Annotated in this window: 23 protein-coding genes; 9 read left to right on the forward strand and 14 right to left on the reverse strand. The window is 62.1% G+C overall.

Annotated elements, in window-relative coordinates:
• Positions 1–63: 63 nt before the first annotated feature.
• From AC07OT_RS26840 to AC07OT_RS26850, 3 genes are all read left to right on the forward strand, one after another.
• A complete protein-coding gene (locus tag AC07OT_RS26840) occupies positions 64–1,314 on the forward strand; it encodes an OprD family porin (protein ID WP_495109492.1) in 1,251 nt (416 codons plus the stop codon).
• Positions 1,315–1,398: 84 nt separating this feature from the next.
• Entirely contained in the window at positions 1,399–2,298 is a 900-nt protein-coding gene (locus AC07OT_RS26845) for a polysaccharide deacetylase family protein (protein ID WP_108573970.1), read from the forward strand.
• 119 nt (positions 2,299–2,417) lie between these two features.
• Entirely contained in the window at positions 2,418–3,983 is a 1,566-nt protein-coding gene (locus AC07OT_RS26850) for a M91 family zinc metallopeptidase (protein ID WP_495109493.1), read from the forward strand.
• 5 nt (positions 3,984–3,988) lie between these two features.
• Here AC07OT_RS26850 and pcaC read toward each other — a convergent pair whose 3' ends face one another.
• The 11 genes from pcaC to pcaR all read right to left on the reverse strand — a co-directional run bounded on the left by pcaC (position 3,989) and on the right by pcaR (position 14,903).
• A complete protein-coding gene (pcaC, locus tag AC07OT_RS26855; protein ID WP_495109494.1) occupies positions 3,989–4,387 on the reverse strand; it encodes a 4-carboxymuconolactone decarboxylase in 399 nt (132 codons plus the stop codon).
• Positions 4,388–4,674: 287 nt separating this feature from the next.
• Positions 4,675–5,466: a 3-oxoadipate enol-lactonase gene (pcaD, locus tag AC07OT_RS26860; protein WP_495109495.1), complete on the reverse strand. Its 792-nt coding sequence runs from the start codon at positions 5,464–5,466 to the stop codon at positions 4,675–4,677.
• A gap of 10 nt (positions 5,467–5,476) precedes the next feature.
• Positions 5,477–6,841 (reverse strand): 3-carboxy-cis,cis-muconate cycloisomerase, encoded by a 1,365-nt coding sequence (locus AC07OT_RS26865; RefSeq protein WP_495109496.1) that lies wholly within the window; start codon positions 6,839–6,841, stop codon positions 5,477–5,479.
• Positions 6,842–6,851: 10 nt separating this feature from the next.
• Positions 6,852–8,147, reverse strand: a complete 1,296-nt coding sequence (locus tag AC07OT_RS26870) for an MFS family transporter (RefSeq protein WP_065938827.1) — start codon at positions 8,145–8,147, stop codon at positions 6,852–6,854.
• A gap of 155 nt (positions 8,148–8,302) precedes the next feature.
• Positions 8,303–8,869, reverse strand: a complete 567-nt coding sequence (pcaG, locus tag AC07OT_RS26875; protein ID WP_098480246.1) for a protocatechuate 3,4-dioxygenase subunit alpha — start codon at positions 8,867–8,869, stop codon at positions 8,303–8,305.
• Position 8,870: 1 nt separating this feature from the next.
• On the reverse strand, positions 8,871–9,575 hold the full coding sequence (gene pcaH / locus AC07OT_RS26880; protein WP_027604405.1) for a protocatechuate 3,4-dioxygenase subunit beta: 705 nt from the start codon (positions 9,573–9,575) through the stop codon (positions 8,871–8,873).
• 17 nt (positions 9,576–9,592) lie between these two features.
• Entirely contained in the window at positions 9,593–10,795 is a 1,203-nt protein-coding gene (pcaF, locus tag AC07OT_RS26885; RefSeq protein ID WP_495101047.1) for a 3-oxoadipyl-CoA thiolase, read from the reverse strand.
• Positions 10,792–11,571, reverse strand: coding sequence for a CoA-transferase subunit beta (locus AC07OT_RS26890; protein ID WP_027604407.1), 780 nt, complete (start codon positions 11,569–11,571; stop codon positions 10,792–10,794). Before AC07OT_RS26890 ends, pcaF begins: the two co-directional genes overlap by 4 nt.
• Positions 11,571–12,428 (reverse strand): CoA transferase subunit A, encoded by an 858-nt coding sequence (locus tag AC07OT_RS26895; protein ID WP_027604408.1) that lies wholly within the window; start codon positions 12,426–12,428, stop codon positions 11,571–11,573. The genes AC07OT_RS26890 and AC07OT_RS26895 overlap by 1 nt, the downstream gene beginning before the upstream one ends.
• Before the next feature lie 146 nt (positions 12,429–12,574).
• Positions 12,575–13,915, reverse strand: a complete 1,341-nt coding sequence (pcaK, locus tag AC07OT_RS26900) for a 4-hydroxybenzoate transporter PcaK (protein WP_065938825.1) — start codon at positions 13,913–13,915, stop codon at positions 12,575–12,577.
• 145 nt (positions 13,916–14,060) lie between these two features.
• The gene (gene pcaR / locus AC07OT_RS26905) at positions 14,061–14,903 is read right to left on the reverse strand and encodes a pca regulon transcriptional regulator PcaR (protein ID WP_025855315.1); all 843 of its coding nucleotides are present in this window, start codon (positions 14,901–14,903) and stop codon (positions 14,061–14,063) included.
• A gap of 559 nt (positions 14,904–15,462) precedes the next feature.
• Between pcaR and AC07OT_RS26910 the strand changes: the two genes are divergently transcribed.
• On the forward strand, positions 15,463–15,663 hold the full coding sequence (locus AC07OT_RS26910; protein WP_495109517.1) for a hypothetical protein: 201 nt from the start codon (positions 15,463–15,465) through the stop codon (positions 15,661–15,663).
• Between the two features lie 311 nt (positions 15,664–15,974).
• Positions 15,975–17,450, forward strand: coding sequence for an inorganic phosphate transporter (locus tag AC07OT_RS26915; protein ID WP_027604410.1), 1,476 nt, complete (start codon positions 15,975–15,977; stop codon positions 17,448–17,450).
• A 136-nt stretch (positions 17,451–17,586) separates the two neighbouring features.
• Here the strand turns inward: AC07OT_RS26915 and ccoM are convergent, their stop codons facing one another.
• Positions 17,587–17,703 (reverse strand): cytochrome c oxidase subunit CcoM, encoded by a 117-nt coding sequence (gene ccoM, locus AC07OT_RS26920; RefSeq protein ID WP_017530457.1) that lies wholly within the window; start codon positions 17,701–17,703, stop codon positions 17,587–17,589.
• Between the two features lie 143 nt (positions 17,704–17,846).
• Positions 17,847–18,041 (reverse strand): hypothetical protein, encoded by a 195-nt coding sequence (locus AC07OT_RS26925; RefSeq protein ID WP_141156954.1) that lies wholly within the window; start codon positions 18,039–18,041, stop codon positions 17,847–17,849.
• Positions 18,042–18,141: 100 nt separating this feature from the next.
• Between AC07OT_RS26925 and AC07OT_RS26930 the strand changes: the two genes are divergently transcribed.
• The 3 genes from AC07OT_RS26930 (at position 18,142) to AC07OT_RS26940 (ending at position 20,754) form a co-directional block, all read left to right on the forward strand.
• On the forward strand, positions 18,142–19,014 hold the full coding sequence (locus AC07OT_RS26930) for a LysR substrate-binding domain-containing protein (RefSeq protein WP_495109497.1): 873 nt from the start codon (positions 18,142–18,144) through the stop codon (positions 19,012–19,014).
• A 91-nt stretch (positions 19,015–19,105) separates the two neighbouring features.
• Complete coding sequence (locus AC07OT_RS26935; RefSeq protein WP_495109498.1) at positions 19,106–19,576, forward strand: RidA family protein; 471 nt, start codon at positions 19,106–19,108, stop codon at positions 19,574–19,576.
• On the forward strand, positions 19,573–20,754 hold the full coding sequence (locus AC07OT_RS26940; RefSeq protein ID WP_495109499.1) for an aminotransferase class V-fold PLP-dependent enzyme: 1,182 nt from the start codon (positions 19,573–19,575) through the stop codon (positions 20,752–20,754). Before AC07OT_RS26935 ends, AC07OT_RS26940 begins: the two co-directional genes overlap by 4 nt.
• Here the strand turns inward: AC07OT_RS26940 and AC07OT_RS26945 are convergent.
• A complete protein-coding gene (locus tag AC07OT_RS26945; RefSeq protein ID WP_065926412.1) occupies positions 20,751–21,092 on the reverse strand; it encodes an aspartate-semialdehyde dehydrogenase in 342 nt (113 codons plus the stop codon). The genes AC07OT_RS26940 and AC07OT_RS26945 overlap by 4 nt on opposite strands.
• Positions 21,093–21,310: 218 nt before the next feature.
• Between AC07OT_RS26945 and rapA the strand changes: the two genes are divergently transcribed.
• Positions 21,311–24,157 (forward strand): RNA polymerase-associated protein RapA, encoded by a 2,847-nt coding sequence (rapA, locus tag AC07OT_RS26950; protein WP_495109500.1) that lies wholly within the window; start codon positions 21,311–21,313, stop codon positions 24,155–24,157.
• The last annotated feature ends 178 nt before the right edge of the window (positions 24,158–24,335 follow it).

Consider the following 24,335-nt stretch of genomic DNA (forward strand, 5'->3'; position numbering starts at 1 on the left):
CCCCGCACCGCCCCGCACCATGGCCGCCACCTGCATAAACCCAATAACAACAGGTCCACCACCATGAGCACTTTTCACCCGCGCCGGCTCCTGCTGGCCACCGCTATCGCCAGTCTTGCCCTGCCCGTCGTCGCCGAAGAACACGGTTTTCTGGAGGACGCCAGCGCCAACCTCAACCTGCGTAATTTCTTCTTCAACCGCAATTTCACCAACCCCACCAAAACCCAGGGTGGCGCGCAGGAGTGGACACAGAGTTTCATCCTCGACGCCAAGTCCGGCTTTACCCAAGGCACCGTCGGTTTCGGTGTGGATGTGCTGGGGCTGTACTCGTTGAAGCTCGATGGCGGGCGCGGTACCGGCGGCACCCAGCTGTTGCCGCTGGACCACGATGGCCGCCCTGCGGATGAATTCGGCCGTCTCGGCGTGGCGTTCAAGGCGCGTATTTCCAAGACCGAAGTGAAGGTCGGCGAATGGATGCCGGTGCTGCCGATCCTGCGTGCCGACGATGGCCGCTCCCTGCCGCAAACCCTGCGCGGCGGGCAGATCACCTCGAAGGAAATCGACGGCCTGACCCTGTACGGCGGCCAGTTCCGCGCCAACAGCCCGCGCGACGACAGCAGCATGTCGGACATGTCGATGGTCGGCAAAACCGCGTTCACCTCGGACCGCTTCAACTTCCAGGGCGGCGAGTACGCCTTCAATGACAAACGCACCCAGATCGGACTGTGGAACGCCCAGCTCAAGGACATCTACAGCCAGCAGTTCGTCAACCTGATCCACAGCCAGCCCCTGGGCGACTGGACCCTGGGCGCCAACCTCGGGTTCTTCTATGGCAAGGACGACGGCAGCGCCCGCGCTGGCGACCTGGACAACAAAACCTGGTCCGGTCTGTTCTCGGCCAAGTATGGCGGCAACACCTTTTACGTCGGCCTGCAAAAACTCACCGGCAACAGCGCCTGGATGCGCGTCAACGGCACCAGCGGCGGTACCCTGGCCAACGACAGCTACAACTCGAGTTACGACAACGCCGAGGAAAAATCCTGGCAGGTGCGCCACGACTACAACTTCGCCGCCCTCGGCGTACCGGGCCTGACCCTGATGAACCGCTATATCAGCGGCAGCAACGTGCACACCGGCACCGTCACCGAGGGCAAGGAGTGGGGCCGCGAAAGCGAATTGGGTTATACCGTGCAAAGCGGCGTGGTGAAAAACCTTACGGTGCGCTGGCGCAATTCGAGCATGCGCCGCGACTACAGCAACAACGAGTTCGATGAAAACCGGTTGATCGTCAGTTACCCGATAAGTCTGCTGTAATCCGGCGCGGCACTTACTGTATCGTGCGCGCCTGCCGCTGCTGATCCGCCCAGCAGCGGCCTCTTATCCGAGCCTGCGCACACCATGAAATCCTTTGCCATCGCATCCGCCGTGCTTGCCCTGGCCTTGAGCCTCAGCGGCTGTATCGGCGCGCCCATCGCCCTGACCGCGCAGACCGAGCAACGCCTGCAAGCCCAGGCACCGATCCGTTTTTTGCTGACCTTCGATGACGGCCCCAGCGCCTCGGGCTACAACAACCCCAGCCGTTCAGTGCTCGCCGACCTGGCGCACAACCCGGTGCTGCCGGGGATCAAGGCGGTGTTCTTCCTGCAGACAGAATCGTCGCGTTCCGGCGGCAGCTCGCGGGGGCGCAAGACGATGGCGCGTGAATACGCCGGCGGGCATGTGCTGGCTTTTCACACTGCCACGACCTTTCATACCAACCACCGCTGGCTGAATGATGCCGAGCTGGAACGCACCCTCAGCCAGGGCGCGAGCGATATCGCCTCGATCACCGGCGCGCCGCCCGTGCTGGTCCGCCCGCCGTTCTGGAACTACGACCGACGCACCTTCGCCGCCTACCAGCGCCACGGCATGCAGGTCCTGCTGACTGACCTGAGCGCCAATGACGGCAAGATCTGGGGCTTCAATGGCAGCCCACGCCGCCGCGCCAACCTGTATCGACAACTGTCGGTGGTGCGCGAGCGCATCGCATTGGGGGAGTTACCGACGGTGGACGGCGTGATACCGGTGGTGGTGACCTTCCACGATATCAACCGCTATACCGCGCGGCATATGCAGGAATACCTGCAGATCCTGCTGGACAGCGCACGAGTCAATGGCATGAAGACCGCAGCCGAACCGTTCTACACCGATACGGCCGCCCTGCAACGCGCGGCATTGGCGCGTACGGTCAAAGACGTGAATGAAGCAGTGCATCTGCCGGGCGTGTGGAATTGGGTGTGGGACGCCGACTCCCATTAACTCCAGGCCGCTCTTAAGGCATGCAACATCAAGACAGCGTTTGACTGCTTTTCCCTTGGAACAGCATTTCCCCTCCCGCCACTCAAAGGAACACCTGCCCACCACGATCGAGCCCAACCATGACTATCCCTGCGCCCACGCCCGTGCTGACGAATTACACCAACAGCCCATCACCGGCAACGCCAGAACCCCCAGTCCACATCAAATACAAACGCCCTGATTCCGATGCCCTGACCCCCGCCTCCCGACCGACTCCCGAAGTCGCCCTGGGACACAAAAGCTACGTAAACAGCGAGGTCCTGTTTCAGGACAAGCACGTAAAAATCTCCCAGGAGGTTGAATTCAGCGCCGCGCAAAACGGCGACGTCAGCACAATATTCAGTCAAATCGTTTTGGAAACAGGCAACCATGCAGACCGGGTGAACATCAGACGTACCTCCGATGGAAAGCTGCTCGCTACCGTCAACGGTAAAGCCTACACCCTTGAGCTGCTCAATCGCCCCGAGGCGGGCATGGTCCAACCCCTGTATATCAAGACCCACGGCGGCAACGACAGCGTGGTAGTGGCTCCAGACGTGACGCCCCCCATCAGGATCGACCTGGGAGACGGTGACGACTACGCCCGTGGTGGTGGCGGTACCACCCAAATCAAGGGCGGCGCTGGCGACGACTTTATCGTGATGGGCAGGGAGCGTGGGGTCGCATCGGGCGGAGAAGGCAACGACACGCTGATCGCGGGCAGTGGCAGCAGTGCGCTTTATGGCGACAATGGCGACGACCACCTTCAGGCCGTGAAGGGCCCTGCCAACCGAGTGGTGCATATGGACGGGGGGCGCGGTCACGACTTCATGATCGCCAAAAATGGCCACACCGTGATGCACGGTGGCGGTGGTGACAACCTGATGGTCAGTCATGGCAGTTCGGTCATTTACACCGGCAGGGATAGTAACAACGTGAGGTCTTACCATGACAACACGGTTATCTACGCCAAACCTTCGGATAATGTGATCCGCTCGCTCAACTCACGCAGGTTTGATGTAACGCCCAGTGACGCCGGCAAAACAGCCTATCTGGTCGAGGGTTCCGCGGAGTTCAGACAGCGGGTCGAAGACGATCTGGAGCTATTGAGAATGTCGCCCATAGGCCAGCAGTCCTTGAAGAAAGAGGACGAACTGGCGGCGCGCAACAACGCGCCAGTCACCCTGCGCGAGCTGGACACCCGTGATGACATGACCTACGGCTTCAACACCCAAGCCATTCAACGGTATCTTCAAGCGGGCGGCGACGTCGAATCACTGACCGATTCACAGTTGGGTTACATCGTGGAGGGTAAACCGGGAGAAACGGCTGACCTGGGCACGATCAATTACAACCCGATGTATATGTATGACGACAGTTCCCCCCCGATCAGCAGCCTCGCTCATGAGAGGGGACACGCATTCGCGGGTGCTACAGGTCAAAATCTAAAGGGAGAAACTGCAACACCCGACACTCACCAGGAACGCGAACCCAACATAGAGCGGCAGGCAATCGGTCTGCAAACGACAGCCCCCCCGGTTGATTTCGACGGCGACCCCAGCACCGCGAAAACCACCACCAATCCACGGGAATTTACCGAGAACGGCCTGAAAGAAGAGATGGGACTTCCGTTGCGCAAGAGGGTCTACACGACAAGGCTGGCCTGAGCCTGTTACTTCGGCTCGCGGGATTCTACCCCCAGTTCGTCCCACACTGATTCAGCCAGGTGGAACGTTGCATTCGCCGCCGGGATCCCGCAATAGATCGCACTCTGCATCAGCACTTCCTTGATCTCGGCACGGGTTACGCCATTGCTGGCGGCGGCGCGCAGGTGCAGCTTGAGCTCTTCATTGCGGTTCATGCCGATCAGCATGGCGATGGTGATCAGGCTGCGGGTGTGGCGAGGCAGCCCGGGGCGGGTCCAGATGTCGCCCCAGGCGTGGCGGGTGATCATGTCCTGGAACTCGCTGTTGAACTCGGTCAGGGCATTGAGGCTGCGGTCGACATGGGCATCGCCCAGCACTTCGCGGCGCACCTGCAGGCCATCGGCGTAACGTTGTTTCTCGTCCACAAAAAACTCCTGGTTCAATAAAATTTCAACTCGATGACCTGTGGCGAGCGGGCTCCTATGGTGAGCGGGCTTCTTGTGGTGAGCGGGCTTGCCCCGCGCTGGGGCGCGAAGCGGCCCCAAATCAAGCGCCACGGTCTGTCTGAAATAATTCGGCGTCCGTATTGGGGCTGCTTCGCAGCCCAGCGCGGGGCAAGCCCGCTCACCACAAGAAGCCCGCTCACCACAAGAAGCGCGCTCACCACAGGTAGCCCACTTGCCACAACGAGCCAGTTGCCACAACAGCGACCTCAGCGGGCCAGCAGAAATTTGATAACCCGATCACTGAACGCAGCACCGGCCTGCACATTGGACAGGTGCGCCGCGTAGAACTCGGCGTACTCGGCGCCCTGCACATGGTGCTGGATAAAGTGACCACCGGCCGGTGGCGTGACGGCATCTTCAGTGCCGGCAATCACCAGGGTTGGCGCCTTGATCTTCGACAACTGCTCACGGAAATCCGCATCACGCACGGCGGCGCAGTTGGCCGCGTAACCTGGGGGCGAAGTCGCGGCAAGCATGTCGGTGATCTGCTTGGCCTGGTGCGGGTTGGCTGCCGCAAAATCGGCGGTGAACCAGCGCGCAATCGACGCATCGCGCAAGGCCACCATGGACGCCGCGCCATCCCGCTGGACCATCTCGATCCGTGGGTTCCAGATCTCCGGCGTGCCGATTTTGGCGGCGGTGTTGCACACCACCAGGCGCTGCAGGCGCTCACCGGCATTAATCCCCAGCCATTGGCCGATCAAGCCGCCCATGGACAGCCCGCAAAAGTGCGCACGCTGAATATCCAGCGCATCCAGCAGTGCGATCACGTCGTGGCCCAACTGCTCGATGCTGTACGGTCCCTCGGTCACCAGGGATTTGCCGTGGCCACGGGTGTCGAAACGCAACACCCGGAAATGCTCGGTCAACGCCGGGATCTGGATATCCCACATATGCAGGTCGGTGCCCAGCGAGTTGGACAGCACCAGCACCGGTGCGTCCACGGGGCCATCGAGTTGGTAACGCAGTTCGCCCTCGGCGAGTTGTACGAAAGCCACAGCGTTCTCCTTAGGCGTTCAATGCAAAGTGTTCGGTGACAGCGCGAGTGACCCAGGTGGGCGCCTGGCCCAGGTAGTGGGCCGGGTCGAGCAGGCGGTCCAACTCAGGGGCGGACAACTCGGCGGTGACCTGCGGTTCGTCCGCCAGCACCGCGCGCAAGTGGCGCCCTTCTGCGACGGCGCGTTTGCAGCATTGCTCCAGCAGGTGGTGCGCGGTTTCCCGGCCCAGGCGTTGAGCCAGCACGATGCTGACGGCTTCGGCCAGCACCAGCCCTTGGGTCAGGTCGAGGTTGTGGGCCATGCGTCCGGGGTCGACTTCCAACCCTTCGCTCACCAGCAGCGCTTGTTTCAAGGCCCCGGACACCAGGCGGCAAATCTCCGGCAAGGTTTCCCATTCGGCGTGCCACAGGCCCAGGCTGCGTTCATGTTCCTGGGGCATGGCGCTGAACATCGTGGCCACCAGGCCGGGCACGCGCGTGGCGGTGCTGATCAGCACAGCGGCGCCCACCGGGTTGCGTTTGTGCGGCATGGTCGACGAACCGCCCTTGCCGGGCGCCGACGGCTCGAACACTTCGGCCGCTTCGGTTTGCATCAGCAGGCTGATATCGCGGCCCAGTTTGCCGAGGCTACCGGCGATCAGGCCCAGGACGGAGGCGAACTCCACCAGACGATCCCGTTGGGTGTGCCAGGGTTGTTCAGGCAAGCTCAGTTGCAACTCCGCCGCCAGCGCCTCGGCCACCGGCATGGCGTGTTCACCGAGTGCCGCCAACGTCCCGGACGCGCCGCCGAATTGCAGCACCAGCAAACGCGGTTGCAGTTCTTTCAAACGTTGGCGACTGCGCGTCACCGCGCCCAGCCAACCGGCAATCTTCATCCCCAGGGTGACCGGCGTCGCGTGCTGTAACCAGGTACGCCCGGCCAACGGCGTCGTCGCATAACGCTGGGCCTGGGCGGCAAGCACGTCGCCCAGACGCGCCAGGTCCGTTTCGATCAACCCCAGGGCCCGGCGCAGTTGCAGCACCAGCCCGGTGTCCATCACGTCCTGGCTGGTCGCACCCAGGTGCACATAGCGTTCGGCCCCGGCATCCCCGCTGGCAATCAACTTGCCCAGGGCCTTCACCAGCGGAATCGCGGAATTCCCCGCCGCGGCAATTGCCACGCCGAGGGCATCCACGTCGTACAGCGACGCCAGGCACGCCTGGGCAATCGGCGCCACGGCGGCCTGGGGGATCAACCCGACCCGGGCCTGCGCCCGGGCGAGCGCGGCTTCGAAATCGAGCATGCCCTGCAAGCGTCCCTGGTCGCAGAACACCTCGGCCATGCTGTCAGCGGTGAAGTAAGCGTCGAACAGTTGATTGCTCGTGCGCAGTGTCATAACTCATCCCTTACAAATCGTGATGCAGGTACGCCGCCTGTTTCGGCAAGCGCAAGCTGAACAGGAAGGCCACCGCCATCATGCCGGTGACATACCAATAGAAGGTGTTTTCCATGCCCATGGATTTGAGGCCCAGGGCCACGTATTCCGCCGAACCGCCGAAGATCGCGTTGGCCACCGCATAGGCCAGGCCCACGCCCAGGGCGCGCACTTGTGGCGGGAACATTTCCGCCTTCACCAGGCCGCTGATCGAGGTGTAGAAGCTGACAATCGCCAGGGCCAGGGTGATCAGCACAAACGCCAGGAACGGACTGCTGACGGTTTTCAAGCTGAGCAGGATCGGCACCGTGCACAGTGTGCCCAACGCGCCGAACCACAGCATCGAATTACGCCGGCCGATCTTGTCGGCCAGCATGCCGAACAGCGGCTGCATGCACATGTACAGGAACAGCGCGCCGGTCATGATGTAACTGGCGGTCTTGGCGTGCATCCCGGCGGTGTTTACCAGGTACTTCTGCATGTAGGTGGTAAAGGTGTAGAAAATCAGCGAACCGCCTGCGGTGTAGCCGAGCACGGTGATGAATGCCGCCTTATGGTCACGGAACAGCGCGGCGATACTGCCGGCGTCCTTGTCCTCGCGGGTTTCCTTGCTGGTGGTTTCCTTGAGGGTGCGACGCAGCAGCAGGGAGATCACCGCGGCAATCGCACCGATCACGAACGGAATCCGCCAGCCCCAGGCCCGCAGCTCTTCCTCAGTGAGGATCTGTTGCAGGATCACCACCACCAGCACCGCCAACAGTTGGCCACCGATCAGGGTCACGTACTGGAACGAGGCGAAAAACCCACGCTGGCCCTTGAGTGCGACTTCACTCATGTAGGTCGCAGTGGTGCCATATTCGCCCCCCACCGACAGGCCCTGGAACAGCCGCGCCACCAGCAGCAGGGCCGGGGCCCAGGCGCCGATGTCTTTGTAGGTGGGCAAAAAGGCGATGACCAGGGAACCGGCGCACATCATCAGCACCGAGATCATCATCGAATTCTTGCGTCCGTGCTTGTCGGCGACCCGGCCGAACAGCCAGCCGCCGATGGGGCGCATCAGGAAGCCGGCGGCGAACACGCCAGCGGTGTTGAGCAGTTGGACCGTGGGGTCATCCGACGGGAAAAACGCCGGGGCGAAGTAAATGGCACAGAAGGCATAGACGTAGAAGTCGAACCATTCGACCAGGTTGCCGGAGGAGGCACCGACAATCGCAAAGATCCGTTTGCTGCGCTCTTCTCCGGTGTAGTGACTGGTGGTTGTTGTCATGGTTTTTCACTCAGTGGGAACGGTTATAGCCTAGACATACTTTGCAACAACCATGTTCCGCAAGCAGACTTTTGCGTAGGCAGTGCCTGAACCGGCCCCCTCCCACATCAAAATGTGGGAGGGGGCTTGCCCCCGATGGGGTCCTGACAAGCGACTCAATAATCGAAGAACACCGTTTCCTTATCTGTGCCCTGCAAAATCACATTCCACTGGTGCACACCCGCCGCATCCGGCTTGGCAATCAACGTGCCGCGCCGCTCGGCAGGCACACAGGCCAGCAACGGGTCGTCCCCGTTCAACGCCTCGCCCTCGAAATAAATCCGCGTCAGCAGGTGCTTCACCAGCCCACGGGCAAACACCAACACCACCAGGTGCGGCGCCTGGGTCGTGCCTTGCAGGCCCGGCACGCTGCCCGGCTTGATCGTGGTAAAGCGGAAGCGCCCTTCGGCATCCACCGGCACCCGGCCAAAGCCTTCGAAGTTCGGGTCCAGCGCCTTGTCCTGCTCGTCTTCAGGGTGGTCGTACTTGCCGGCGGCATTGGCCTGCCAGACTTCGAGCATGGCGTCGTTGACAACATCACCGTTGCCGTCCACCACTTGCCCGCTGATCGCCACGCGCTCGCCGAGGGTGGCGGCGACGGTCAAATCCTCGCGGTTCAACCAGGTCAGGCCGATGTGGTAGTACGGCCCTACGGTGTGGGACGTGGTCGCGTAGAGTGTCATCTCATTTCTCCATCGGCGTGGCGTCGCGGCCGCGCAGGACGATGTCCCAGCGGTAGCCGAGGGCATAGGAAGGAATGGTCTTTTCCAGGTCGAAACGGGCGATCAGGCGCTCCTTGGCGCTGGTATCCGGTACGCAGTTGTAGATCGGGTCGTATTCCAGCAGCGGGTCGCCAGGGAAATACATCTGCGTCACCAGGCGCGTCAGCACGCTCGGGCCGAACAGCGAAAAGTGGATATGCGCCGGGCGCCACGCGTTGTGGTGGTTGCCCCATGGGTAGGCCCCAGGCTTGATGGTCTGGAACTGGTACCAGCCATCGGCGTCGGTGACGGTGCGCCCGGTGCCGGTGAAGTTCGGGTCCAGCGGCGCATCGTGCAGGTCACGCTTGTGGTTGTAGCGACCGGCGGCGTTGGCCTGCCAGATCTCCACGAGGATGCCCGGCACCGGCAGGCCGTTTTCATCCAGCACGCGGCCATGAATGATGATGCGTTCGCCCAACGGTTCGCCGTCGTGTTGGGCAGTGAGGTCGTTGTCCTTTTCGCTGACTCGCTCGGCACCGATGGTCGGGCCGGTGATTTCCGACAAGGAATGGGGCAGGAACACCAACGGCTGGGACGGCGAACGCAGGTTCGTCGACTGGTAGGCCGGGTGCAGGTAATCAGGCTGAGTGCCCGCTTGCGGGCGCCGGTAACCGGGCTTGTCACTCATGGAGCTGTCCTCTCTTATTAGATGCGTTCGATCGCCAGGGCCAGGCCTTGGCCGACGCCCACGCACATGGTCGCCAGGCCTTTACGGCCGCCGGTTTTTTCCAACTGATGCAGGGCCGTCAATACCAGCCGTGCACCGCTCATGCCCAACGGGTGGCCCAGTGCGATGGCGCCACCGTTCGGGTTGACCTGGGGTGCATCGTCGGCGATGCCCAGTTCACGCAGCACCGCCAGGCCTTGGCTGGCGAAGGCTTCGTTGAGTTCGATCACATCGAAGTCAGTCACGGCCAGGCCCAGGCGTTCCACCAGCTTGCGCACCGCCGGCACCGGGCCGATGCCCATCACCCGTGGCGCAACACCGGCGCTGGCCATGCCCAGCACGCGGGCGCGGGCAGTCAGGCCGTGTTTTTTCACCGCTTCGGCAGACGCCAGGATCAGTGCGGCCGCACCGTCGTTCACCCCCGAGGCATTGCCCGCGGTGACGGTCTTGTCCGGGCCGTTGACCGGCTTGAGTTTGGCCAGGGCTTCAAGGGTGGTGTCCCTGGGGTGCTCATCGTGCTCCACCACGGTTTCGCCTTTTTTCTGGACGACCCGTACCGGTACGATTTCTTCAGCGAAGAACCCGGCAGCCTGGGCGGCGGCGGTGCGTTGCTGGCTGCGCAGGGCAAAGGCGTCCTGGTCGGCGCGGGAAACCTGGTAGTCGTCGGCGACGTTATCGGCGGTCTGCGGCATGGCGTCCACGCCGTACTGGGCTTTCATCAACGGGTTGATAAAACGCCAGCCGATGGTGGTGTCTTCCAGCTTCATGTTGCGCGAAAACGCCGCATCCGCCTTGCCCATCACGAACGGCGCACGGGACATCGACTCGACGCCACCGGCAATCGCCAGCTCCATTTCGCCGCTGGCGATGGCGCGAAACGCGGTGCCGATCGCATCCATGCCCGAGGCGCACAGACGGTTGAGGGTGACGCCGGGAATGCTTTCCGGCAGGCCGGCCAGCAGCAACGCCATGCGGGCGACGTTGCGGTTGTCTTCACCGGCCTGGTTGGCGCAGCCGAGGAACACCTCGTCGACGGCCGACCAGTCCACGGAAGGGTTGCGCTCGATCAGTGCCTTGATCGGCACGGCCGCCAGGTCATCGGCGCGCACACTGGACAGGCCACCGCCAAAGCGGCCGATGGGGGTGCGAATCGCATCGCAGATAAACACCTCGCGCATCAGGCTTCTCCCGGGGCTTGGCCATGGGCGGCGGCCGTGCGTGCTTCGAGATCACGCAGGGCGGTCAACTCGACCTCGGTCGGCTCGGCGGTGGTGCTGACCTGCTCGGCAAACCGAATCGCCCAACCGGTGGCCGCTACGACTTGCTCGCGGGTCACGCCCGGATGGAGGGCGGTGACCACGAATTCATGGGTGCCCTCTTCCGGTTCCATGATGCACAGGTCGGTAATAATTCCGACAGGACCGGCACCCGGCAAACCCAGGCGTTTACGCGAATCCCCACCTTCGCCGTGGCCGACCGAGGTGATGAAGTCCAGCTTGTCGACAAACGAACGGGACGACTGCTTGAGGATGATCAATACGCTCTTGGCCGAGCCGGCGATTTCCGGCGCGCCACCGGCGCCCGGCAGGCGCACCTTGGGTTGGTGATAATCACCGACCACGGTGGTGTTGATGTTGCCGAAGCGGTCGACTTGCGCGGCGCCGAGGAAGCCCACGTCGATACGCCCGCCCTGCAGCCAGTAGCGAAAAATCTCGCCGGTCGGCACCACAGTGTCGGCGGTTTCCGCCAGCTCGCCATCACCGATCGACAGTGGCAATACGCTGGGCTTGGCGCCAATCGGCCCGGATTCGTAGATCAGCACCACATCCGGCGACGAAGTCAGGCGTGCCAGGTTGGCGGCCTTGGACGGCAGGCCGATGCCCACAAAGCATACGGAGCCGTTTTTGAGGCGACGCGCGGCGGCGACGGTCATCATTTCATTGGTCGAGTAAGCCATTACTTGGCCTCCTGCTGCGTGGTCAGCTTGGCCTGGAATTCACTGAAATCGGCAGTGCCGTGGATGTATTCATCCATCCAGGCGGTAAAGGTCCCACGGTCGCGGGCGATGGGGTCCCACGCCTGGTAGAAGCGATTGTCACGCTCGTTGTAGCCGTGGGCGTAAGACGGATGGGCACCACCGGGTACATGGCACACCGCCGTCAGGGCCCAGGTCGGCAGCACGCAGCTGTTCATCGGCGCGTTCAGATCATCGACGATTTCTTCCACGGTGACGATGCAGCGCTTGGCCGCCAGGGCCGCTTCCTTCTGCACCCCTAGAATGCCCCAGAGCAGCACGTTGCCCTTGCGATCAGCCTTTTGCGCGTGGATCACGGTGACGTCCGGACGCACCGACGGTACCGCTGCCAGCACTTCACCGGTGAACGGGCACGTCACGCTCTTGATCAGCGGGTTGACCTTGGGCAAGTCGGAACCCGCGTAGGCGCGCAGCACCGCGAACGGCAGGCCCGATGCGCCGGCGACGTAGGCATTGGCCAGGTCGGCGTGGCTGTGTTCTTCGATTTCCAACGGTTGCGGCCATTGCTTCTCGACCGCGTCACGCAGGCGATGCAGGGAGCCTACACCCGGGTTACCGCCCCAGGAAAAAATCAACTTGCGCGCACACCCGGCCCCGATCAACTGGTCGTAGATCAGGTCAGGCGTCATACGCACCAGCGTCAGGTCTTTCTTGCCCTGACGAATGATTTCATGACCCGCTGCCGTAGGGATCAGATGGGTGAAGCCTTCCAGTGCGACAGTGTCGCCGTCGTTCACGAATTGCTTCACCGCGTCGCGCAGCGCAAGAATTTCAGCCATGGGGTTGGGCTCCCGGTGTGGATCGAAAAGGCGCTGAGGTGGCGCCGAAGTGCTTGAAGATTAAGCCGGGGAAATCGGCCAAACAATCCGATAATCGACTCAGCGTTCGATTATCGAACAGATTGTTGGCAGGCTATCGATTGATCTCAGGTCGCATCCGCATGGCTGACCATGCCTTTGATCACCACGGCTGCCGTGGCCAAAGCGGCCGGAATCACCAGGGCGGTGAGCACCTGCTCGAAGTTCCAGCCCAGGCCGAGCAAGGTGGCGCCCATCCACGCGCCGAGGATCGCGCCGAAACGGCCGATGCCAAGCATCCACGACACGCCGGTGGCGCGGCCTTGGGTCGGGTAGAAGCGCGCCGCCAGGGATGGCATCGCCGATTGCGCACCGTTGACGCACATCCCGGCGACCAGCACCAAGGTGGCCAATAGGGTGATATTGCCCAGGCTCTGCCCGACCGCGTAGGCAAACACCCCGGCCAGCAGGTAGAAAGTGCCGATGACCTTGTGGGGATTGAACCGGTCCATCGCCCATCCCACGCCGACGGCGCTCAATACGCCACCAAACTGGAACAGCGCGCCGATAAACGCAGCCTGCTCCATGCTGGCGCCGCTGTCGCGCATCAGGGTCGGCAGCCAACTGGTCAGCAGGTACACGATCACCAGGCCCATGAAGTACGTGAGCCACAGCAGCAAGGTGCCGGCGCTGTAGGTGCCCGAGAAAATCACCGCAAACACATTGCGCGCCTTGACGGTTTTTTGTTCGGGCACGCTGAAGGCGGTGGCCTGGGCAACAATAGAGGGTTCGATGGGCGACAGCGTTTTGCGCACCTTGTCGGTGCCTCGGTTGCGCACCACCAGGAAACGCGCCGATTCCGGCAGCCACAGCATCAGCACCACCACCAGGATCAACGGCAGGATGCCGCCGATCATCAACAAGGCGTGCCAGCCGAACGCCGGGATCAGCTTGGCCGAGATAAACCCGCCACCGGCCATGCCCAGGTTGAAACCACAGAACATGCTGGTCACCAATAGCGACTTGTGGCGTTCAGGGGTGTATTCGGAGAGCAAGGTCGTCGCGTTCGGCATGCCGGCACCCAGGCCCAGCCCGGTGAGAAAACGCAGCACCAGCAATTGGTCCACGTTGCTGCTGTAGGCCGAGGCCAGGCTGAAGGCGCCAAACACCAGCACCGCGCCCACCAGCACAACCTTGCGCCCGAAACGGTCGGCCAGCGGTCCGGAACCCAGGGCGCCGAATACCATGCCGATCAACGCAGCGCTCATCACCGGGCCAAGGCTGGCGCGGTCAATGCCCCAGTCCTGGGACAGCGCGGGCGCGATAAAGCCCATGGCGGCGGTGTCGAGGCCATCGAGGAAAACGATGAGGAAACACAGGATCACCACGCGCCACTGGTAACGGGACAGTGGCTGGGTGTTGATGAAGGACTGGACGTCCAGGGTCGTGCCGACAGAAGGTTGATTCATTATTCTTATTCCACACCGATGGCGGGCCAACGGCCTGGGGCCGTCATTATTATTGGGGCGCCCTCAAGAGCGCTGCCGCACAGTAATAAGCCGGGGGAAACATCGTCAATTGATCAAGCGGGGATCTGTGCGGTCACCGAACACCTTAAGCAAACAACTGCGCACTCAACTCACGGCTGGCACTGAGCATGCTCGGCAGGAAACGTTGCTCCAGTTCGCTGCGGCTGACCCGCCCAGCGTGAGTACTGACATTGAGCGCCGCCAGCACCTGGCCGGACGCGTCATACACCGGCACGGCGATGGAGCGCAGGCCCTGTTCCAGTTCCTGGTCGACAATGCACCAGCCCTGCTGACGCACTTGTTGCAGGCATTCGAACAAGGCTTCGGGGGTGGTCAGGGTGCGGCTGGTCTTGGTTTGCAGGTCGGCGTGATCGAGGTAGTCCTGCAGCGAAGCGTCATCCAATGCCGCGAGCAGGATGCGGCCCATGGAGGTGCAATAGGCCGGCAACCGTCCGCCCACCGACAGGTCCACGGAAATCAGGCGCTGGGTGGTGGCCGAACGGGCGATGTAGAGGATGTCGTCGCCTTCGAGGGTGGCCATGTTGCAGGCTTCGTGCAGTTGCTCGCTCATGCGGTCCAGGTAAGGCTGGGCCGATACCGCCAATGGCGTGGAGGACAGGTAGGCATGCCCTAGGGTCAGGACTTTGGGCAGCAATGAATAGGTGCGCCCATCGGTGGTGGCGTAGCCGAGTTTGATCAGGGTATGCAGGCAACGGCGTACGGCAGCGCGGGGGATTTCGGTGCGGTGACTGATCTGGGCGATGGTCAGGTGGCGCTTGCGCTCCTGGAACGCCTGCACCACGGCCAGGCCGCGAGCCAGCGAGGTCATGAAGTCCGGGTCGCCGGTAAACGCCTGGATACGTTTGGCCGGCGAGGCAACGATCGGCGGCGCCACTGACGCGAAAGAGTTGCGCAATTGATCGTTCATGCCAGGTTCCTTTCTCTTATTGTCAACCACAGGGGATTGGGCTGCTATTACAAGCCGGGCCGGCCGTGGCGCACAAGGCACGCCCCGCAACATTGGGCGATTATCGGACAATCATGCGATTATCGCAATTCAGCACCGCACCTGGCAGATGTCCCAATCTCGCCATCCGATAATGTTAAGCCGGTCATTTAATAACGGTATCCCTTGTTGTATTTATGACGCCAGTTTTTCAGCAAATACCGACGCGTCCGCGTAACAAAACACTCACACAAAGTTGACGCTTTTTAACTTTATGCCGATAGTGTTATTCAAATGCGCCGCTATAATGCACCCTGTGCGGAGGTCAGCCCGGTTTGATATCGGGGCCGGAGCTCGCCAGACCATGCACAGGCCGTGCATGAACGGTCGCAACTACCTGCCTGCAATGACTGTCGCAACAGTGGCCTCTCGTTTCCATTTCAAACTTGAACACTTCATGGGTTCAATTTGGAACAACCCGAGGCGGCATTCAGGCATTAACGCTGCTACGTATTTACACTCAACTCAATTAGGTAACAATGTGACGAAAGATGAACTGCGCGCGGAACTTGAGCGCCAGGAGCAACGTTACAAGGATGTTTACGGCGGAGAAGTCACCACCTACGCCGCCCAGCCTGAACCGGAACGCAAACCATGGCGCAAGCGAGCCAGCCTGCTCGACCAGGCATTTGCCCAGGAAATCCAAAAGATTGAACAGGAACTCAAGGCCGAAGAGCAATAAGCGCTTCGGCTTGAGTCTTGGGTCCTGGCTGGAGTGCTGCCATTTAGCCAGCGCGCCGTCGGCCTCATCCCGCGATCGCCTGTAAAATTTCATACAAATGTTTCAGGCATGACGATTTGGTGACAAAACCCTGTCTTTTCAGCGCTGCGCGTTATAAATCAAAGACTTGCCAAAGCCCCGAAAACCCTGGGATTGCCAGCTTTCGCCCAGGGCGATTCGATGAAGATTGATACCGATGAGCAGCTAGTGCATCGATTACCGAGGTTTTCTGGCATAATCGCGCCCCCTTACGACCGGGTCAGAAAACCTTCATGATCGATTTATTCAGCGGACTGGATGCTTGGGTTCTCGTGAGCCTGTTGCTCGCCCTGGCCTTTGTCCTCGCCTTCGAGTTCATCAATGGCTTTCATGACACCGCTAACGCGGTGGCCACAGTCATCTATACCAAAGCCATGCCGCCGCATCTGGCCGTGTTCTTCTCCGGGGTGTTCAACTTCCTCGGCGTGTTGCTCGGTGGTGTCGGTGTCGCCTACGCCATCGTGCACCTGCTGCCCGTGGAGCTGCTGATCAATGTGAACACCGGCCATGGCTTGGCGATGGTCTTCTCGTTGTTAGCCGCGGCGATCACCTGGAACCTGGGCACCTGGTACTTCGGTATCCCCGCCTCCAGCTCCCACACCCTGATCGGTTCGATCCTCGGTGTCGGCCTGGCCAATGCCCTGATCAACGACATCCCCCTGGCTGACGGTGTGAACTGGCAGAAGGCCGTCGATATCGGCGCGTCCCTGGTGTTCTCGCCGATGGCCGGCTTCCTGGTCGCAGCCCTGGTGCTGATCGGCCTGAAATGGTGGCGCCCGCTGTCGAAGATGCACAAGACCCCGGACCAGCGCCGCAAGCTCGACGACAAGAAGCACCCGCCGTTCTGGAACCGCCTGGTCCTGGTGATTTCGGCAATGGCCGTGAGTTTCGTGCACGGCTCCAACGATGGCCAGAAAGGCATCGGCCTGATCATGCTGGTGCTGATCGGTATCGTGCCGGCGCAGTTCGTACTCGACCTGGGCAGCACCACCTACCAGATCGAGCGTACTCGCGACGCCACGCTGCACCTTAACCAGTTCTACCAGCGCAACCACGAGACCCTGGGTGAGTTCCTGGCCCTGGGCAAAAGCGTGAAAGACGACCTGCCGGGCAAGTTCCGCTGCAACCCGCAGCAGACCGAACCCACCATCAATGCCTTGCTGGATACCTTGAAAGGCGTCTCCGACTACCATTCCCTGAGTGCCGATCACCGCATCGAAGTGCGCCGCTACCTGCTGTGCCTGGACGACACCGCGAAAAAAGTCGGCAAGCTGCCGGGCCTGGAAGCGCGTGAGAAGTCCGACCTCGACAAACTGCGCAAGGACCTCACCGCCACCACCGAGTACGCACCGTTCTGGGTGATCCTCGCGGTCGCACTGGCCCTGGGCCTGGGCACCATGGTGGGCTGGAAGCGTGTGGTACTGACGATCGGTGAGAAGATCGGCAAGCAGGGCATGACCTATGCCCAGGGCATGTCGGCACAGATCACCACCGCCACCATGATTGGCTTTGCCAATATCTTCGCCCTACCGGTCTCCACCACCCACGTCCTGTCTTCCGGCGTGGCGGGCACCATGGTCGCCAACAAAAGCGGCCTGCAAGGTGGCACGGTCAAGACCATCCTGATGGCTTGGGTGTTGACCCTGCCTGCGACCGTGGGCCTCTCGGCCGGCTTGTTCTGGCTGGCCTCCAAGGCACTGGGCAACTGATCGCCAGGCGCTGACAAAAAAGGTGCGGCCTCTGTGAGGACCGCACCTTTTTTTATGGACCAGAATTGAACACCCAAAAAAAAGGGCGACCGAAGTCGCCCAAAATGCCTTGCGTGCTCATGTAACCCGGAAAGACCTAAGGTTTTTTACGCTTGTTCGCGTCTTTCCAGATAAAAAATCCAAACCCTACAAAAAACAGCACCATGAGGCTTACAGTCAGCACTCCGGCGAATACCACATTATCGATAAACATGACCGGCCTCCTGCACTTGCCTTGTTGCGATAGGGCTAAGTTAATGGAGAAGGCGGATTGGAAAATTGACGGGGATCAATGTCGCCCGCGACGGGGCGTAAAGAAGGGTAATAACTGACCTGCATCAATAGATGCAGGCCGTTTTAACGCTTTTTGGGTTTGTTCTTTGATTTTTTCTTGGCTTTGCCTAAAGGCATCGCCTGTTCAAACGCCTGGCGCACTTCATTCAGGCGCTTGTCATTCAGGTCATGCACGCGCTTGGCGCGTTCGGCGTTCAGGTCGATCAGCTTGTCGTCATCACTCATGGCTTGGCTTACGTAGTGGCGAGTAAGGCTCAATAATGCGGACTCCTGCGCCCGACGGCAAATCAACCGGCGACAAAAGGCCGACCGACGCCCAAAATCGGCACTTTCCAATCACTCAAGGAGGCCCATCCAGGTGGCACTGCATAAGGATCTTCCGCCGCTGCTGGCCCTGCGCGCCTTTGAAGCCGTGGCCCGGCACTTGAGCTTTATCAAGGCCGCGCAGGAGTTGTCGGTAACCCAGAGTGCCCTGAGCCATCAGGTACAAAAGCTCGAACAGCACCTGGGTAAATCGCTGTTTATCCGACGCACCCGCGCGATCGATCTGACCGCAGACGGCCAGCAGTACTACGCCGAAATCCGTCCCGCCCTGGACGCCATCGCCGTCGCGACCCGCGCCCAACGGGTGGTGCCCAGCGCCACGGTGTTACGTGTCGGCCTGCTGGCGTCGTTCGCCACCCTGTGGTTGGCGCCGCGCCTGGCCGGTTTTCTCAACCGCTATCCGCATATCCAGGTGGAGTTGCTGCCGGCGATTCAACTGGCAAACGTCGCGGCGGCCGAAGTCGACCTGGCCATTCGCTACGGCAAGGGCGACTGGCCCGACGTACAGGCCACACGACTGATGCCGGAGGTGATCTCACCGGTGTGCAGCCCGGCATTCAAGGCCAGCCAAGTGCACAACGGTGCGCTGTTGATGGCCACTTCGCACCGTCCTTTTGAGTGGACGGACTGGTCTGGGCATTATCAAGTCGACCTCAAGCACCATCCGCGCGTCATGCTGCACGACTACAACATCGTGGTCGAAGCCGCGGTGGCCGGCCAGGGCATCGCCATGGGCCGTCATCGCTTGATCCAACGCAGGCTGGATGATGGCAGCCTGGTAGAAGCCTTCGATTGGCCGCCCTATCACAGTGAAATAGGCTACTGGTTGATTGCAGCGCAAGGCCCTGCCAGCGACGCCGCGCGGTGTTTCAGCGAGTGGTTGAAGGATATCTGCCACGACACGTGAGTTATTTCGATACGTCGGATGAGATCTATCCGTTTGTCGACACTCCCCCCTGCCCCACATGCTGAAACCTCCTGACCCCAGAGGATTCACCATGAGCGACTCCCTCCGCCACCGCGTGCAAGCCCTCGGCCTGACGCTGCCATCACCCAGCCAGCCGATTGCCAACTACATCAACCATGTGGTCAGCCAGAACCAGCTGTTTATCTCTGGGCAAATCCCGCTGATAGACGGCAAGCCTGCCTACGTGGGCCGCCTGGGCGAATCCCTCAGCGAGGAAGAAGGTATCCAGGCCGCGGAACTGGCTGCACTGAGCTTGCTCGCGCAATTGAGCGATGCCCTGGGCGATGACCTGTCGCGCCTGGTGCGCATCCTGCGCCTGGGGGTGTTTATCGCCAGCAGCGGCGAGTTCCAGCGCCAGGGCGCGGTGGCCAATGGGGCGTCCAACCTGCTGGTGAATGCCCTCGGCGAAAAAGGCCGGCATGTGCGCACGGCAGTGGGCGTTTCAAGTCTGCCGGCCGGCGTGGCGGTGGAGGTTGACGGGATTTTCGAGTTGCAGCCGTGAGCCCGCTGCACGTGCAACATCTGCGCGAGGGCACTCCTGGCTGCCAATCGGGCATCGTGCACTTCAACTCTGCCGGTGCCTCCTTGCCGAGCCAGGCGACCCTTGACGCCATCCTCGACCAACTACAACGCGAAGCCCGCGACGGCCCGATGGAAGCCGGCGAGCATGGCGCGCTGCTGGTAGAAAAAGCCCGCCGCGCGGCCGCGCAGTTGCTCAACGCGCCCACCCCGTCGATTGCCTTTGCCAGCAGCGGCTCGACCGCCTGGAGCATGGCGTTCCAGGCCTTGGGCCCGTGGCAGCCGGGCGACCGCATTCTGGTAGGACGCCACGAATGGGGCGGCAACCTGGCGAGCATGCAGTGGGCGGTGCAAGCCGGCGCGCGGGTGGACGTCATCCCCTGCGATGCTAGCGGCGCGGTGTGCCCCGTGGCGTTGGAAGCGATGATCGATTCACGCGTAAAGCTCATCGACCTCACCTGGCTCCCCGCCAACGGCGGACTGATCAACCCCGCCCAGGCCATCGGTGAAGTGGCCAGGCGTCACGGGATCGCCTACTTTATCGACGCCGGCCAAGCCGTCGGCCAGGTGCCGGTGGACGTGCAGGCGTTGCAGTGCGATGTGCTCAAGGCAGCCGGGCGCAAGCACCTGCGCGGGCCACGGGGAACGGCGCTGCTGTATGTGCGGCCGGATTTCCTCTCGCACTTGAACCCCGCCCAGCGCGACGTGTTTTCCGCCCCCTGGAACGCCGACGGTTTCGACCTGCGCAACGACGCCCGGCGCTTTGAGACCAGCGAGGTGTCCTTCGCCCTGTTGGCGGGCCTGGGCAATGCACTGCAGGAGATGAATCAGTTGGGGATCGAGCGTGTGTGGGAAAGGGTCACGTACACCAGCAGGCGAATCCGCGAAGCATTGCGCGGGATGCCGGGTATTTCCCTGCATGACCTGGGCACGCTTCAATCAGGCTTGATCGCCTTCAACCTCGCCGGCTGGGACGCCTTCGAACTCAAGCGGCAATTGGGATTGAAACGGATCAATATCGGCGCCAACGGTGTGGCCTACACCCCGTTGGATATGCAGGCCCGTGGCCTGAACAGTATTGCGCGGATCTCCGTCAGCCCGTTCAACAACGATCACGACATCGAGTTGCTGATGACGGCCCTGGGGGAACTGCGGGGCTAAACCTCGACGTCCACCCACAAGCCCTGGCGCGGCGCGTCTTCGATCAGCGGCACAACCGGTACGGTGTTGTCGGCATTGAGCAGGTCGCCCGGGATCGCCAAGTGCTGATCCGGGTCTTCATCGGCTTCGCGCCGACGTTTCTGCTGTTCCTGCTGGCGGCGTTGTTCCTCGCGCAGCAAAAAAGTCGACTGCTCGGCATCGCCCTTTTTCAGGTCGATGGTGCTTTCGTTGGAGCCCGCTTGCACAGGGACCACGGGCGGAATATCGGGTTTCTGGCGGACCGGGTCGAGTTGCGACGTAACCGGTACGACGCTGACGGGCAGCATAGGTGGAAGCATGATAGTTGTTCTCCTGTCAGCAGGCTGTCGGCGGGCCGCGCGACGACTTGAGCGCAGGTTCGCCAACCTGTGACCCAGTCGACACTCACAAGTGCCCGCCACCCGTCGATTGCGTGCTCACCCGGCCGCCCAAACGGAGTAGTTTTTGTCAGAGTCCTTGGGCGTGGGGCCTTGTTCCGTTAACATAGTCGGCTTTTTCACGGCGGGAGTCAGGCAGCATGGCGCAGCAGTATCAACCGGGGCAACGCTGGATTAGTGACAGCGAAGCAGAGCTGGGGTTAGGCACCGTTCTGGCACAGGACGGCCGCTTGTTGACCGTGCTCTATCCGGCCACTGGCGACACCCGCCAGTATGCGCTACGGAATGCGCCCCTCACCCGTGTGAGGTTCTCACCGGGTGACTCCATCACTCATTTCGAAGGCTGGAAAATGACCGTGCAGGAAGTCGACGACGTCGACGGCCTGCTGGTCTACCACGGCCTCAATGGGCAGAACGAGCAGGTCACCCTGCCGGAAACCCAGCTCTCCAACTTTATCCAGTTCCGACTGGCCAGCGACCGTCTGTTCGCCGGGCAGATCGACCCGCTGGCCTGGTTCTCGCTGCGCTATCACACCCTTGAACACACCAGCCGCCAATTGCAATCCTCGCTGTGGGGCCTGGGTGGCGTACGTGCGCAACCTATTGCCCACCAATTGCACATCGCCCGTGAAGTCGCTGACCGTATCGCACCACGGGTCTTGCTGGCTGACGAAGTGGGCCTGGGCAAGACCATCGAAGCCGGCCTGGTGATCCATCGCCAACTGCTGTCGGGCCGTGCCAACCGCGTACTGATCCTGGTACCGGAAAACCTGCAGCACCAGTGGCTGGTGGAAATGCGCCGCCGCTTCAACCTGCAATTAGCGCTGTTCGATGAAGAACGCTTTATCGAAAGCGATGCCGCCAACCCGTTCGAAGACACCCAACTGGCCCTGGTCGCGCTGGAGTGGCTGGTGGACGATGAGAAGGCCCAGGACGCGCTGTTCGCCGCCGGTTGGGACCTGATGGTGGTCGACGAAGCCCACCACCTGGTCTGGCATGAAGACAAAGCCAGCCCGGAATACTCGCTGGTCGAGCAGCTTGCCGAAGTGATTCCCGGCGTGCTGCTGCTCACCGCCACCCCGGAACAGCTGGGCCAGGACAGCCACTTCGCGCGCCTGCGCCTGTTGGACCCGAACCGTTTCCACGACCTGCACGCCTTCCGTGCCGAAAGCGAGAACTATCGCCCGGTGGCCGAAGCCGTGCAGGAGCTGCTCGACAAGGGCCGCCTGTCGCCCGCCGCGCACAAGACCATCCAAGGTTTCCTCGGCAACGAAGGCGAAGCGCTGCTGACCGCCGTCAACGATGGCGACGCCGAAGCCAGTGCGCGCCTGGTACGTGAACTGCTCGACCGCCACGGCACCGGCCGCGTGCTGTTCCGTAACACCCGTGCCGCCGTGCAGGGCTTCCCGGAGCGTAAGCTGCACGCCTACCCGCTGCCGAACCCGGACGAATACCTCGAGTTGCCCCTGGGCGAACACGCCGAGCTGTACCCGGAAGTCAGCTTCCAGTCGCAACCGGACATCGACGAAGAAAACCGCTGGTGGCGCTTCGACCCGCGCGTCGAATGGCTGATCGACCAGTTGAAAATGCTCAAGCGCACCAAGGTCCTGGTGATCTGCGCCCACGCCGAAACCGCCATGGACCTGGAAGACGCCCTGCGCGTGCGCTCCGGCATCCCGGCCACGGTGTTCCACGAGGGCATGAACATCCTCGAGCGTGACCGCGCCGCCGCTTACTTCGCCGATGAGGAATTCGGCGCTCAGGTGCTGATCTGCTCGGAAATCGGCAGTGAAGGCCGCAACTTCCAGTTCTCCCACCACCTGGTGCTGTTCGACCTGCCATCCCACCCCGACCTGCTGGAACAGCGGATCGGCCGTCTGGACCGGATCGGCCAGAAGCATGTGATCGAACTGCACGTGCCCTACCTGGAAACCAGCCCGCAACAGCGCCTGTTCCAGTGGTACCACGAAGCCCTGAACGCATTCCTCAACACCTGCCCGACCGGCAACGCCTTGCAGCATCAGTTCGGCCCGCGCCTGCTGCCGCTGCTGGAAAACGCCGACGACAGCGAGTGGCAAGCCCTGATCGACGAGGCCCGTGCCGAGCGCGAGCGCCTGGAGCAGGAACTGCACACCGGCCGCGACCGCCTGCTGGAGCTCAACTCCGGTGGCGCCGGTGAAGGCGATGCGCTGGTGGAGGACATCCTCGAGCAAGACGACCAGTTCGCCCTGCCGATCTACATGGAAACCCTGTTCGACGCCTTTGGCATCGACAGCGAAGACCATTCGGAAAACGCGCTGATCCTCAAGCCCAGCGAGAAGATGCTCGACGCGAGCTTCCCCCTGGGCGACGACGAAGGCGTGACCATCACCTACGACCGTAACCAGGCGCTGTCCCGTGAAGACATGCAGTTCATCACCTGGGAACACCCGATGGTGCAGGGCGGCATGGACCTGGTGCTGTCCGGCTCCATGGGCAACACCGCCGTGGCACTGATCAAGAACAAGGCGCTCAAGCCAGGCACCGTGTTGCTGGAGCTGCTCTACGTCAGTGAAGTGGTCGCGCCCCGCGCGCTGCAACTGGGCCGCTACCTGCCACCGGCGGCACTGCGCTGCCTGCTGGACACTAATGGCAACGACCTGTCCGGCCGCGTCTCGTTCGAAACCTTGAACGACCAGCTGGAAAGCGTGCCACGGGCCAGCGCCAACAAGTTCGTGCAGGCCCAGCGCGATCAACTCACACCGCGGATCAATGCCGGTGAAGAGAAGATCACGCCGCGTCACGCCGAACGTGTGGCCGAAGCCAAGCGTCGCCTGGCGGCAGACACCGACGAAGAACTGGCGCGCCTGACCGCGTTGCAAGCGGTCAACCCGACCGTTCGCGACAGCGAGTTGGTCGCCCTGCGCAACCAACGTGAGCAAGGCCTGGCCATGCTCGACAAGGCGGCGCTGCGACTGGAAGCCATTCGGGTGTTGGTAGCGGGTTGATTACCGCCCTGCCCGGTTGAATAGAGGCCCGCGCACTGCGGGCCTTTTTTATTCACTTGAGAACACCGTTGGCGTTGCGGGCCTCATCGGGGGCAAGCCCCCTCCCACATTGATCGGTGACCGACATGACAACGCGGTCTACTGTGGGAGGGGGCTTGCCCCCGATGGCGTCACCGCA

The organism is Pseudomonas sp. GW821-FHT09C10 (assembly GCF_059418085.1).